Origin of the sequence: Deferribacter thermophilus, assembly GCF_049472675.1 — a bacterium.
In the GTDB taxonomy this organism is placed as follows: domain Bacteria; phylum Chrysiogenota; class Deferribacteres; order Deferribacterales; family Deferribacteraceae; genus Deferribacter; species Deferribacter thermophilus.
This window is the reverse complement of record NZ_JAPNXM010000006.1, coordinates 73,033-85,388: the sequence shown is the minus strand read 5'-3', so window position 1 is coordinate 85,388 and position 12,356 is coordinate 73,033. Positions and strand designations below refer to the sequence as shown.

Sequence of the window (12,356 nt, the reverse complement as noted above, 5' to 3'; positions counted from 1 at the left end):
TTTACTACTAAATCATCTTTTCTAAATTTACAATTTCAAGTGCAGACAGTGCTGCTTCAGCACCTTTATTACCAGCTTTTGTTCCAGCCCTCTCAATAGCCTGCTCAATAGTGTCTGTAGTCAACACGCCAAATATTACAGGAACTTCTGTATCATAGGATGCTCTTGCAACCCCTTTTGCCACTTCACTTGCTACATAATCAAAATGAGGAGTTCCACCTCTAATTACTGCCCCCAATGCAATAACTGCATCAAATTTTTTTGTCTTAGCAACCTTTTTAGCCAGCAATGGTATTTCAAATGCACCTGGAGCTTTAAATACAACAATATCTTCCTCTTTAACATTATGTCTAACTAAAGCATCCACAGCTCCAGCCACTAAACTTTTAACTATAAAATCATTAAACCTTGAAGCAACAATTGCAAACTTTAGACCAGTTCCGTCATATTTACCTTCTAATATTTTAATATTCATCAAATCCTCCAACCTATTATTTAAAATCTATATCATGCCCCATTTTCTCTTTTTTTGTTTTCAAATATCTTTCATTCTCTGGTCTTAACCCACAAACGATAGGCACTCTTTCAACCACTTCAAGTCCATAACCTGACAAACATCTAATTTTTTTGGGATTATTTGTCATTAGTTTAATTTTTTTGACACCTAAATATCTTAATATCTGAGCTCCAAAACCATAATCTCTCAAGTCTTCTTTAAAACCTAAATGTAAATTTGCTTCCACTGTATCAAGCCCTTGTTCTTGAAGATGATAAGCTTTAATTTTGTTTAACAGACCTATCCCTCTACCTTCTTGAAACATATAAAGTAGCACACCTTTACCCTCATTAGATATCATTTCTAAGGCACAGTGAAGCTGATCTCTACAATCGCACCTTAAAGATCCAAAAACATCCCCCGTCAAACATTGAGAATGAACCCTTACTAAAGTTGGCTCATCTGGATTTATTTCACCTTTTATCAGTGCAACAGCCTCTTGACCATCTATCTTATTTTTAAACCCCATAATTTCAAATTCACCAAAAACAGTGGGTAAATGCGCTATAGCCGCTTCTTCAATCAACGATTCGTTAGCTATTCTGTAAGCAATCAAATCCGCAATAGTTAATATCTTAAGGTCATGTTTTTTTGCAAACTCGATCAACTGCGGCATTCTTGCCATAGTGCCATCATCATTCATTATCTCACATATTACTGCAGCTGGATATAATCCTGCCAACTTCATCAGATCTACAGATCCTTCAGTTTGACCCGCTCTAACCAATACCCCACCATCTCTGGCTCTCAATGGGAAAACATGACCAGGCCTAGCCAAATCCTCAGGCTTTGTTTTTGGGTCTATTGCAACCTGAATAGTTTTTGCTCTATCATAGGCAGAAATACCTGTTGTAACCCCTTCTTTAGCTTCAATTGACACAGTAAAAGCTGTCCCAAATTTCGTATTGTTTGAATCTTCATTCACCATCAATGGTAAATTCAACTCATCACATCTTTTTGAAGTTAAAGCCAAACAAATTAAACCTCTTCCATATTTTGCCATAAAATTTATTGCATCTGGAGTAGCATACTGAGCTGCAATAACTAAGTCCCCTTCATTTTCTCTGTCTTCATCATCAACAAGTATTATCATTTTCCCTTTCTTAACTTCTTCTATTGCTTCTTCAACTGTTGCCATAACTGATTTATCCATTAAAAATCCTCCAAAGTCATTAAATTTTGTATATTTTTATATAATTTAGAAGTATTATTCTCTTTTTTCAACAACTTCTCAATATATCTTGCTATCACATCTACTTCGATATTAACAAAATCACCACCCCTTTTGTTTTTCAAATTTGTTACATCAAAAGTATGGGGGATCACAGCGACCTCAAAAGTATTATTATCAATCTCCTTAGCTATAGTTAGACTTATTCCATCTATAGTTATTGAACCTTTTTCAGCTATATATTTATCAATCTCTGCTGGATAAGATACATGTAACTTATAAGCATCCTTAAACTTTATTATATCAACAATTTTACCCACAGCGTCTACATGACCTTGGACAATATGTCCACCAAGTCTTTTGTTTAAAGTCAATGCCCTTTCAAGATTAACTAACCAGCCAACTGTACAATATTTAAAAGTACTTCTTTCTAATGTTTCATAGGAAATATCTGCACTAAAACTATCACTATCTTTTTTAACAACGGTTAAACACACTCCATTTACAGCAATAGAATCCCCTATTTCGGTATTTTCCAAAACTGTTTTGCATTTTATTTTTATATTTGCAAAATCACTTTTTTTTATAAAATTAACAACTTGCCCTACTTCTTCTACAATCCCTGTAAACATCTATTTCTTACCTTATCAGTTAATTTTATAACATAATCAGTATAATCTTTTATTTTACCTTCAATAAATATATCTTTTTCAAAATATTTCACCTCAGAAACTTTCACTTCTTTTGATTCATTTACAAAATTGACCCCTTCTCCACCTATAGAAGTAATAGCATTTCTTCCACCAATTATTTTAGGAGAGATGAAGAAAAGGACTTTATCTATTTTATTATAATCTAAAAAAATACCAGCCGTTTCACTGCCACCTTCTACCAGAACATTTAATATCTTATTATTATACAAATAGTTTGCTAAAAAGTTAAGATTAATTAATTTATCATCAGATTCATCAACAACAATTTGGACACCCTTATCTAACAATTTATTATATTTTTCTTTATTTTTAATAGACTTAACAAACAAAATTAATTTCTCAGGATAGTTTTTGCAAAGATAACTATTAATATTTATATTTAAATTTGGATCTAAAACAATTTTTAAAGGGTTTTTATCAGATTTTATTAATCTTACATCCAGTTTTGAATCATCTTTATTTACAGTATTCACTCCCACTAAAACAGCATCAGAGATACTTCTTAAATAATGAACATAAGCCCTTGATGATTCGGAGCTAATCCATTTTGAATCACCATTTTTAGTTGCTATTTTACCATCCAATGACTGAGCAAGTTTTAATGTAAAATAGGGCTCTTTATGCAAAACCCCTTTAGTGAAATCTTCAATTATTGATGCACATAAAAACTCATTATATCCCACATAAACCTCTAATCCTGCTTCAATCAATTTTTTTATTCCATTGCCAGCAACTTCTGGATTTGGATCAACAACACCAATAAAAACTCTTTTAATCCCACTTTTAATAATTGCATCTACACAAGGTGGTGTTTTGCCATGAATCGAACATGGCTCTAATGTCACATACAGATCCGCACCAACTACTGAGTCAATAGCATCTTTAATAGCATTAATTTCTGCATGTGCCCCACCATAAACCTCATGATAACCTTTTCCAATAATTCTCCCATCTTTAACAATTATAGCACCTACAATAGGATTAGTCTTAGTATACCCCTTCCCTAATAAAGCTAAATGAACACACTCTTTGATTATATCATGAGGCTTGATCATATATTTACCTTTTCACCAATCTTTTTCTCTGTACCATTTATAATTCTTTTAATATTCTCCTTATGTTTATAAATTACAAAAATAGCAAGCAATGTAGTAAATATTTTCAAAATTATCGATTGCTCACCTAACCACATAGTAGCAGATAAGACTATAGCACCAACAATTGAGCCTAACGATACCATCCTAAATATCCCAACCATCAATATAAAAGCTATAAACGCATATAATAAATTAAGTGGAGATAATGCTAAATATACCCCTACTCCAGTAGCTACACCTTTTCCACCCTTAAAATTTAAAAAAATTGTAAATGTATGCCCTAATATTGTACACAGTGCAACAATATATAGAAATAATGTATCACCAAAAAACAGTTTTGTTAAATATACTGGTAAAAAACCTTTAAGCATATCTATGATAAATACCAATAAAAAACCATAAAATCCTAAAACTCTACCTGCATTAGTTGCACCTACATTGCCACTACCAACAGTTCTAATATCCACCCCTTTTATTAGCTTTACTACTAAATATGCCGTAGGTATTGAGCCAATTAGATATGCTGCAATAAGTAATATTATACTCTTCATCTTACATAAATCCTGTGTAATAATGATCTTTTTAACTCTATAGCATCTGACTCACAAACTTCATAACAACAATAACACTCTATACATTTATTCTCTTCAATAACAGGATATTTGTCATCTTCTATTTGTATAGCTTTCACAGGACATGATTTATAACATAAATAACATTTTATACAATTACTTTTAATGATTTTAGGTTTAACCTTTATCCTACTGGCAACAAATCTTTTTAGCCATACAGGTAAAAAATCAACTTTTGTAGAAATTGGAACTTTAATTCTCCTCTTTTGAATATTTTGAATTGCACTTTCATCAAAATGATTAACTTTATTTAAAAAATAAATATTAGTTTTACAAAAATCCAAAGGTAAACCTAATATTTTTGTTATAGCAAAGTCTAAAAATACTGCATCTTCAGAATAGCCAACCAGCCCCAATTTTACTGGAGTACCTCTTGATGGCCCTTCACCCTCGTGAGCCACAATTCCATCTATGTAGGAAATAGTTTTATCTTTTAAATAATCATAAATTTTTGCAATATTAATCCCCAAATCTGTATTTTTAGGGAAATCTTTGTGATATTTAACCTTAGAATTTCCTGGAACCAAACCAAATAGGTTTTTAACAGCAAGTGTTAAACCTGTCAAAGAGTGAGTTTTTAATTTTGCTAAATTGATAATACAATCAACTTTTTCAATAATAGAGCTTAAAATAATATCTCCATATTTTTTAGGATGAAACTCTTCAATCCTAACTAAATTAATATTATATTTTTTAATCACTTCTAATATTTCCGTTTTTCTTAACACATTTTCGTAATTTATGAAGTTTGCACCAGGACTATCACCCAAATAAATTTCAGCTTCACTATCTATTTCTTTAATTGCTAAAATAGCAGCCTCTACAAAAACTGGATGAGTTGTAATAGCCCTATCAGGGGGTGATGCTTGCAACAAATTAGGTTTTAATAGTATTTTTTTCGAATTTATAAATTTTCCACTACTACTTAAAGTATCAAAAAAAAACCTTGTTAAAGACTCTAAATCGTAATCATAAAATTCTTTTAGTATTAAACTCAATTTTGATTACCTTTTTTAAAATATTTATAAAAATAATCGATTAAAGAAAGAATTGAAATAATAACAGAAATATAAAGCAGGATTTTTCCCAAATAATACATATCAACCCCTAAGAATTTTTCTTTGTATATAATCATTGAAATACTAATCATTTGTAAAGTAGTTTTCACTTTCCCACTTAAACCAGCTGGGATTACAACCCCTTTTGTAGATGCAAAATTCCTCAAAGCACCTACCGCAAATTCCCTTGAAAGTATTATAATAACTATCCATGCTGGAATCCTCTTTAGCTCCACCAAACCGATAAGTGCAGAAGCAACGAGGATTTTATCAGCTATAGGATCAATTATCTTTCCCAAATTCGTTACAAGATTGTATTTTCTTGCTATAAAACCGTCTATAAAATCTGTGATTGATGCTAAAATAAACAAAACAGTAGCAATGATATTTGAATAAGTTTTATCAATAAATAAAAATATCAAAAATATCGGCACAATAATTAACCGTAAAAATGTCAGTTGATTTGCAATATTAAAGTTCTTTTCTGAGCCCATATTTATCCATTTTATATCTCAATGTTCTTAAACTAATTCCTAAAAGCCTAGCAGCTTTACTCTGATTAAAATTACTTAATTCCAGTGCCTTAGATATATATTTTTTTTCAATACTTTCAACATGTTTATCCAAAGAAAATCCATCAGGAATCGAAATATCACTTGATACTTCCTCTTTTATTTCACGCAACCTTAACTCTATACTTGAAGGTAAAATTTTTGAAGTTTTTTCTAATATAATTGCTCTCTCAATTATATTTTCAAGCTCTCTAACATTACCAGGAAAATCGTAACTATCAAGCAATTTTAAAGCAGCGTATGATATCCCTCTTATGTTTTTACCATACTTTTTTGAATATTTCGTGATAAAATAATTAACAAGTGGCAAAAGGTCTTCTTTTCTCTCTCTCAAAGGTGTTAAGTGAATATTAAATACATTAAGCCTATAATATAAATCTTCCCTAAAATTACCTTTAATTATTTCAGAATGCAAATCCCTATTTGTTGCTGCTATAATTCTAACATTTAATCTTCTCTCAATATTACTTCCAATAGGTCTTATTGTTGATTCTTGTAATACTCGTAAAAGCTTAGATTGCAAACCAAGAGGCATTTCAGCTATTTCATCTAAAAAAACAGTCCCTCCATCTGCAGACTCAAAAATACCTCTTTTATCATAATTTGCACCTGTAAATGCACCTTTTTTATAACCAAACAACTCCGATTCTAATAATTCAGCAGGAATTGCAGCACAATTTATAGCGACAAATGCATTATTATTTCTACTACTTAATTTATGAATGGCTTTAGCGACCAACTCCTTCCCAGTCCCAGATTCACCAGTAATAAGAACTGTTGCATCACTTTTAGCTACATTTAAGATTGCTTCTTTAACCTTAATAATATCTTGGCTGTTGCCAATAATTTCACTTAATTCTTCACAGCAACCATCTTGCTGTGATGTTTCTTTTAATAATACTTCATGAATGAGATCCAATAATTCATCTGTATCAAAAGGTTTTGTAATATAATCAATTACGCCGAGCTTTATCGATTCGATAGCAGTCTCATCACTTGCATAAGCTGTCATAAGTATAAGAGGAATATTTAAATCATTACTTCTACAAAATTTCGCGATTTCTAACCCATCTTTATCTTTTAAAACGAGATCAGACAAAATTATATCTATTTTATCCTTATTTTTTTTTATTATTTCAGTAGCTTCAGCCACATCTTTTGCTAAATATACATTGAAACCTTCATCAACAAAAAGTATTTCTAAAAAATCCCTAAATGATTTTTCATCATCAACAATTAAGATACTGTGAGCCATAAATTAATCAAAAGATATCTCTAAAATTTCATATTCAATCTCACCATTCGGAGCATTTACAATTACACAATCCCCAACCTTTTTGCCTACCAAAGCTCTTGCAATTGGTGATAAAATAGAAATTTTCCCTTTTGAAATATCAGATTCGTCAGGCCCTACAATTTTGTATTTCTTTATTTCACCTGTATCCAAATTTTCTATTTTAACTGTAGCACCAAATACTACCTTATCACCCTTTAGTTTTGATGTATCTATAACATCAAATCTTGCCATTTTATACTCTAACTCAGCTATTCTTGCTTCAATCATCCCTTGTCTTTCCTTTGCAGCATCATATTCTGCATTTTCACTCAAATCTCCATGCCCTCTTGCCTCTTCAATAGCTTTTATTACTTCTTTTCTTTCAACTTTTTTTAATCTTTCAAGTTCTGCTTTAATTTTTTCATAACCCTCTTTCGTTATTGGTATCCTATCCATCTAATGCCTCCGATACTTTTTACCAGTCACAAAACCGTTAATATAACCATCTTTTAATTTAATTTCAAGCTCATCTTCTAAATGCAAATTTTTCACACTTGTAATGGGATCCCCTTCTTTAAAGACAATAGCATAACCCTTTTCTAATATATTATCAGGGTTGGTTAAATTCAAGCTATTGAGCATCATATCAAGTCTACTTCGTAATAAATCTATTCTATTTCGCATTACAGATTTAATATTCTTTAAATATTGTTCAAGTTGTACAGAATAATTCTCAATTTTATTAACCGGGTTAAATATATCTAATTTTCTTATACTCTCAAAAATTTTTCTCTCATGAGTTACTAAAATCTCTTTTAAAAAACTTATCATCCTTTTTTCGATCAAATTTATATCTTGTATTTGCGATCTAACTTTTTGTAAGGGGGAATTTTTATGAAGTCTTGCATCTAATGTATCCAAATATTGTAAGTTATACATTAAGATATATTCCATTTCTTTTACTAAATGTTTTTGAAGATTTTCTATGCGTTCTTCTATAGTTAAATAATATTCTGACACCCTTTCTGCAGCTGCTGTAGGTGTCGCGACCCTTAAATCAGCTACAAAATCACAAATAGTAAAATCACGCTCATGACCAATCGCAGATATCGTAGGGATTTTAGAGTTAAAAAAGGTTCTTGCTAAAAATTCATCATTAAAAATTGCTAAATCTTCTAATGAACCACCACCTCTCATTAAAATCAATAAATCATAATATTCGACAAAGCTATTAAGTCTATTTATCTGCTCTATTACTATTGGGATAGCATCTTCACCTTGAACAGGTGCAGGCCATATATCAATGGTGATATTAACTCCATTTTTTTTAATTGTTCTAATAAAGTCTTTAATTGCTGCACCAGTTGGTGAAGTAATAATGGCTACCTTTCTTATAACATGAGGAATTTCTTTTTTAACAGAAGCGTCAAACAAACCTTCCTTTTCTAATTTTCTCTTAATCTCTTCAAACTTTTTATAAAAATCACCCACCGAATCGTATTCTATCTTTTTTACCAGAATTTGATATTGTCCATCTTTTTCATAAACATAAAGATCTCCAGTTACCAAAACCTTATCACCATTTTTCGGCTCATATTCACTATTTAGAATTCTATATCTTTTGAAAAAAACACATTTAATCTGCGCCTTCTCATCCTTTAAAGTAAAATAGCAGTGCCCTGAAGTAGAAATCGAATAGTTTGAAATTTCACCTACAACACATATCTGACCAGGAAAGCTACTTTCTAATATTGTTTTTATTTTGGTTGTTAATTCAAATACAGTATATTTATTCATTATTTTTTCCAGAACTGTTATCTTCGATTATAAAAAGATCTTCCCCTGGCTTTTTTAAATTTAACTCTTTTCTTATTACCATTTCAAGATAATCTTTATCCTTTTTTAAAAATTCAACCTCTTTTTCCAGTTCTTTTATTTTCTTATCTAACTCTTTAATCTGCAACTCATAATTGTTTTTTATCTTTATCATTTTAATATAATTTAAAACTCCATAATCACTAAAAAACAAATAAGCAATTAAAAAAACTATTAAAACAATTAATATTAAATTCTGTCTTATCATTTCTTTGCTTTATTCTTCTGTTGTACTAATCTATATGCTTGTGCTTGAACTACATTAGGTACATCTTTAGATTTAGATAAAATTTCTAAGTCCTTTAAATACAACCTATTTAGTAAATGAATGCTAATATCTGGAGGAGTCTTTGGATTAAAAACAAGATTTCTTACAATTTGATAATCCTTAATCCAGTTGCTCCCTCTAGCAATCTCTCTCAATATATAATCAGGTGTAGACTTATTTTTCGTGATCTTATCGATTTCATCTAAAGTTATCATCGGGTTTTTTAAAACAGATAATGCAATCTGTTTATTTGAGTCTTTTATTAAAATGTTCCTTGCACTTTTATTCCCCTTTAAAGCCAATTTTATCTTCTCAGGCACACTCATCTTTAAAATTTTGGTATATAAAGTTTCACTTAATTTTTCTTCAACCTTTTCTTCTAATTTTTCTAAAATTGCAACTTCTGACTTTTTCTCTTTATTATCCGCATCATGAGGTTTATCAGAATCTTTTTCAATTTTTTTGGTCAATTCTTTCTCTTTTATTTCATAAAACAACTGTTTAAGCTTTACTAAAGAATCATCAGGGGTATATGGGTTTTTTAATAACTTAACTATTATTGATTTATCCCTTTTTACAATTGGGTCGTAATTTGATAAATAAAATAAAACTTCTGGCTCATAAGAGTCAGCTAATATGTTTGCCATATCACTATTTAACCTTTGTAATTCAACAAGTATTTTAACAAAGTCAACATCATCTTTAAAATAACTAACAATTTCTAATAGTAGCTTGTCATCAAAAAGCAAATTACCTAAAACTTGCTTTTTGATTTCATAAGGCAAAGTTTTAAAAAAGTTAATAATTTTATTTATTAAATGAGAATAGTTTTTTATCAATAAAAATAACAAAATTGGAACCCTTTTAAAATCAACAGGTATAGATTTATCCAATATTAAATTTATCTGCTCATCAGTAGATTTCTTGGCATAAATGTCCAACTCTATTGTAGTTAACAAATTTTTTCTCAAGAAAATATTATAAAAATTTTCATTAAAAGGTAATTTTAAAGCACTATAAAAAATTTTCAAATTTTGCGCATCTAAATTTGAAGAATCAAGATTTTCTAATTTTTCAATCAAAAAATTAACTCTTTCATCAACCACTTAAAACCCTATTTTTCCCCTCTTTTTTTGCTTTAAGTAATAAATCATCTACCCTTTTAATCAATGATTCGACAGTATCACTATCCCTTGCTTCCGTAACCCCAATACTAGCAGTAATTTTTAGACTTAACCCTTTTATCTTAAACAATGTTTCATTTAACTCCTTACAAATCCTATTTGCCACAACCAGAGCCTGATCTAAATTTGTATGAGGCAATATAACCAAAAACTCCTCTCCACCATACCTAAAAGGGATATCCACCTTTCTTATATTGTTTTTAATAACTGTAGAAATATATCTTAATACATTATCACCTACTTGATGACCAAAGTTATCATTAACCTTTTTAAAATCATCTATATCCAGCATAATTACTGAAAGTGCCTGATTGTATCTTTTAAATTTTTCAAACTCCTCAGGTAAAACCTTTTCTAAAAAGTTTCTATTATAAATACTTGTTAAAGTGTCAATAATTGCTTCTTTTTTAAACTGTTTAATAGTTTCTTGGAGTTGTTGTATTTGCATTTTATATTTATTAATTTCTTCTTTTACTTTATTGACATCATTTTCAAGCTTTTTCAGCTGGTGTTTTCTATGGCTTTGAGTTTCTTTTAGATTCTTTTTAATATCGCTTAATTTTTCCAGTAATTTTTTCTTTAAGTTTTCTAAATCATTTTCCAGTTTTGTTTCCTTTTCAATCTTTTCAAGTTGCAAGTCCAGATTTTCATTATTTTTTATCTCTTCAATAAAAACTTCTTTACTACTTTCAATCAAATCAAAAATCTTGTCATTGGAAACTTCCATAAATTTTAAAGTTTCCTTTAAGACATCCCATACCTTATTAAATGTATTTATTACTTTAATTAAGTATGTAGCGAACGCATTTAATATTTTAATAAATAATGAGTTAAACTCACAAATATCTCTAGTCTTATCAATATCTTTCTTAAAATCATCAATAATATCATTAGGTAAAATACTTTCTACTTTTGATAAAATGTTAAAAAACTCTCTTCTAACCTCATCAATTTGCAAATCACAGTTATTACTTTTTAATAATTGATTTATGGTTTCGTTTTTATTTAAATATTCTATCAAAACCTTTTTATCCAATGCTTGATTATTTTTGCGAATCTCTTTTAAAATATTTAAAATCTCTGCAGCAAGCTCATCAAAAATTTTTGAATAGCTAAATTTTTTGTTCATGCAAATGCCTCTCTAATATTGCTCTTGCTCTCTCAAAAAAAGTTAATGCATTGTCAGTTTTGTAATCATAAAAAGTCCAAGGTAAAGGATTATATTTTTTACCCTTTCTATACAGTTGTAAATCAGCATAAATACTATCACCCAAGTATATCCTATGCGAAAAATTTTTAGTACTTGCAGCAACGACCTTTTCTAACGCTATATAACCAGGATCTATATTTACCTTTCTTTTCCCTTTTTCCATAAAAAACTCTTCTATTTCCACAGCAACCCTTTTAAAAAGGGGTAATTTATCTGGATAATCAATTATATCATAACAAGCAAAATATTTCACCAAATTTTCACCCATTTCATCTTTATAATAATCTGTGTGATTAAAAGAAAATACTTCTGACTTTAAAATAGGTAAACCAAAAATATCTATTAAATACTCATCAATTTTACCTATAAAGGTAGAATCAATTAATATTGCGTTAAAAAAGATTACTTTTTGAGGTTTACGAACCCCTCCACCAAATACCATCTAAACCATTTCAATCTCTTCTATTTCTTCCGATGGAGCAATAGTAGAAATTGCATGCTTGTAAATCATCTTTTGAGAATCATCCTTGAGAACTACAACGAAATTATCAAACCCCTTAATTAAGCCTTCTAACTTTACACCATTAATCAAATAAACTGTCACAGGGATCCTTTTTTTCCTAACATAGTTGAGGAAAACATCCTGAATATTTACTTTTTTACTCATAAATCAACCCCTCTTATTAAATACTCATTTTATTTTATAACAATTCGCTACAAATTACTTATATAATAGTTATTAAA

15 protein-coding genes are annotated in these 12,356 nt (G+C 29.5%); all 15 read right to left on the bottom strand.

Annotation, left to right across the window (positions count from 1 at the left end):
* Positions 1-7: 7 nt before the first annotated feature.
* Genes ribH through hfq form a run of 15 tightly spaced genes read right to left on the bottom strand, consistent with a single transcriptional unit; the run spans position 8 to position 12,279 of the window.
* Positions 8-469 (bottom strand): 6,7-dimethyl-8-ribityllumazine synthase, encoded by a 462-nt coding sequence (gene ribH, locus OWM07_RS07150; protein ID WP_423303059.1) that lies wholly within the window; start codon positions 467-469, stop codon positions 8-10.
* A gap of 22 nt (positions 470-491) precedes the next feature.
* Positions 492-1,709, bottom strand: coding sequence for a bifunctional 3,4-dihydroxy-2-butanone-4-phosphate synthase/GTP cyclohydrolase II (locus tag OWM07_RS07145; RefSeq protein WP_423302994.1), 1,218 nt, complete (start codon positions 1,707-1,709; stop codon positions 492-494).
* On the bottom strand, positions 1,709-2,359 hold the full coding sequence (locus tag OWM07_RS07140; RefSeq protein ID WP_423302993.1) for a riboflavin synthase: 651 nt from the start codon (positions 2,357-2,359) through the stop codon (positions 1,709-1,711). Before OWM07_RS07140 ends, OWM07_RS07145 begins: the two co-directional genes overlap by 1 nt.
* Positions 2,341-3,495 carry a bifunctional diaminohydroxyphosphoribosylaminopyrimidine deaminase/5-amino-6-(5-phosphoribosylamino)uracil reductase RibD gene (gene ribD, locus OWM07_RS07135; protein WP_423302992.1) on the bottom strand — a complete coding sequence of 385 codons (1,155 nt, stop codon included), beginning with the start codon at positions 3,493-3,495 and terminating at the stop codon, positions 2,341-2,343. The genes OWM07_RS07140 and ribD overlap by 19 nt, the downstream gene beginning before the upstream one ends.
* On the bottom strand, positions 3,492-4,088 hold the full coding sequence (gene plsY / locus OWM07_RS07130; protein WP_423302991.1) for a glycerol-3-phosphate 1-O-acyltransferase PlsY: 597 nt from the start codon (positions 4,086-4,088) through the stop codon (positions 3,492-3,494). The genes ribD and plsY overlap by 4 nt, the downstream gene beginning before the upstream one ends.
* Entirely contained in the window at positions 4,085-5,167 is a 1,083-nt protein-coding gene (locus OWM07_RS07125) for a DUF362 domain-containing protein (protein ID WP_423302990.1), read from the bottom strand. Before OWM07_RS07125 ends, plsY begins: the two co-directional genes overlap by 4 nt.
* Entirely contained in the window at positions 5,164-5,721 is a 558-nt protein-coding gene (gene pgsA, locus OWM07_RS07120; protein ID WP_423302989.1) for a CDP-diacylglycerol--glycerol-3-phosphate 3-phosphatidyltransferase, read from the bottom strand. The genes OWM07_RS07125 and pgsA overlap by 4 nt, the downstream gene beginning before the upstream one ends.
* Positions 5,699-7,054: a sigma-54-dependent transcriptional regulator gene (locus OWM07_RS07115; RefSeq protein WP_423302988.1), complete on the bottom strand. Its 1,356-nt coding sequence runs from the start codon at positions 7,052-7,054 to the stop codon at positions 5,699-5,701. The genes pgsA and OWM07_RS07115 overlap by 23 nt, the downstream gene beginning before the upstream one ends.
* A 3-nt stretch (positions 7,055-7,057) precedes the next feature.
* Positions 7,058-7,531, bottom strand: a complete 474-nt coding sequence (gene greA, locus OWM07_RS07110) for a transcription elongation factor GreA (RefSeq protein ID WP_423302987.1) — start codon at positions 7,529-7,531, stop codon at positions 7,058-7,060.
* Positions 7,532-8,872: an exodeoxyribonuclease VII large subunit gene (xseA, locus tag OWM07_RS07105; protein ID WP_423302986.1), complete on the bottom strand. Its 1,341-nt coding sequence runs from the start codon at positions 8,870-8,872 to the stop codon at positions 7,532-7,534.
* A complete protein-coding gene (locus OWM07_RS07100) occupies positions 8,865-9,158 on the bottom strand; it encodes an FtsB family cell division protein (RefSeq protein ID WP_423302985.1) in 294 nt (97 codons plus the stop codon). The genes xseA and OWM07_RS07100 overlap by 8 nt, the downstream gene beginning before the upstream one ends.
* Positions 9,155-10,324, bottom strand: coding sequence for a hypothetical protein (locus OWM07_RS07095; protein ID WP_423302984.1), 1,170 nt, complete (start codon positions 10,322-10,324; stop codon positions 9,155-9,157). The genes OWM07_RS07100 and OWM07_RS07095 overlap by 4 nt, the downstream gene beginning before the upstream one ends.
* The gene (locus tag OWM07_RS07090) at positions 10,317-11,531 is read right to left on the bottom strand and encodes a diguanylate cyclase (RefSeq protein WP_423302983.1); all 1,215 of its coding nucleotides are present in this window, start codon (positions 11,529-11,531) and stop codon (positions 10,317-10,319) included. Before OWM07_RS07090 ends, OWM07_RS07095 begins: the two co-directional genes overlap by 8 nt.
* Positions 11,515-12,054 (bottom strand): DUF4416 family protein, encoded by a 540-nt coding sequence (locus tag OWM07_RS07085; RefSeq protein WP_423302982.1) that lies wholly within the window; start codon positions 12,052-12,054, stop codon positions 11,515-11,517. Before OWM07_RS07085 ends, OWM07_RS07090 begins: the two co-directional genes overlap by 17 nt.
* Positions 12,055-12,279, bottom strand: a complete 225-nt coding sequence (hfq, locus tag OWM07_RS07080; protein ID WP_423302981.1) for an RNA chaperone Hfq — start codon at positions 12,277-12,279, stop codon at positions 12,055-12,057. It abuts the gene before it with no gap.
* Between the last annotated feature and the right edge of the window lie 77 nt (positions 12,280-12,356).

Coding starts and splice junctions, on each gene's coding strand:
- OWM07_RS07100 (WP_423302985.1), bottom strand. CDS start 9,158: ATGATAAGACAGAATTTAATATTAATTGTTTTAATAGTTTTTTTAATT.
- OWM07_RS07085 (WP_423302982.1), bottom strand. CDS start 12,054: ATGGTATTTGGTGGAGGGGTTCGTAAACCTCAAAAAGTAATCTTTTTT.
- pgsA (WP_423302989.1), bottom strand. CDS start 5,721: ATGGGCTCAGAAAAGAACTTTAATATTGCAAATCAACTGACATTTTTA.
- ribD (WP_423302992.1), bottom strand. CDS start 3,495: ATGATCAAGCCTCATGATATAATCAAAGAGTGTGTTCATTTAGCTTTA.
- OWM07_RS07140 (WP_423302993.1), bottom strand. CDS start 2,359: ATGTTTACAGGGATTGTAGAAGAAGTAGGGCAAGTTGTTAATTTTATA.
- xseA (WP_423302986.1), bottom strand. CDS start 8,872: ATGAATAAATATACTGTATTTGAATTAACAACCAAAATAAAAACAATA.
- plsY (WP_423302991.1), bottom strand. CDS start 4,088: ATGAAGAGTATAATATTACTTATTGCAGCATATCTAATTGGCTCAATA.
- OWM07_RS07145 (WP_423302994.1), bottom strand. CDS start 1,709: ATGGATAAATCAGTTATGGCAACAGTTGAAGAAGCAATAGAAGAAGTT.
- hfq (WP_423302981.1), bottom strand. CDS start 12,279: ATGAGTAAAAAAGTAAATATTCAGGATGTTTTCCTCAACTATGTTAGG.
- greA (WP_423302987.1), bottom strand. CDS start 7,531: ATGGATAGGATACCAATAACGAAAGAGGGTTATGAAAAAATTAAAGCA.
- OWM07_RS07115 (WP_423302988.1), bottom strand. CDS start 7,054: ATGGCTCACAGTATCTTAATTGTTGATGATGAAAAATCATTTAGGGAT.
- OWM07_RS07090 (WP_423302983.1), bottom strand. CDS start 11,531: ATGAACAAAAAATTTAGCTATTCAAAAATTTTTGATGAGCTTGCTGCA.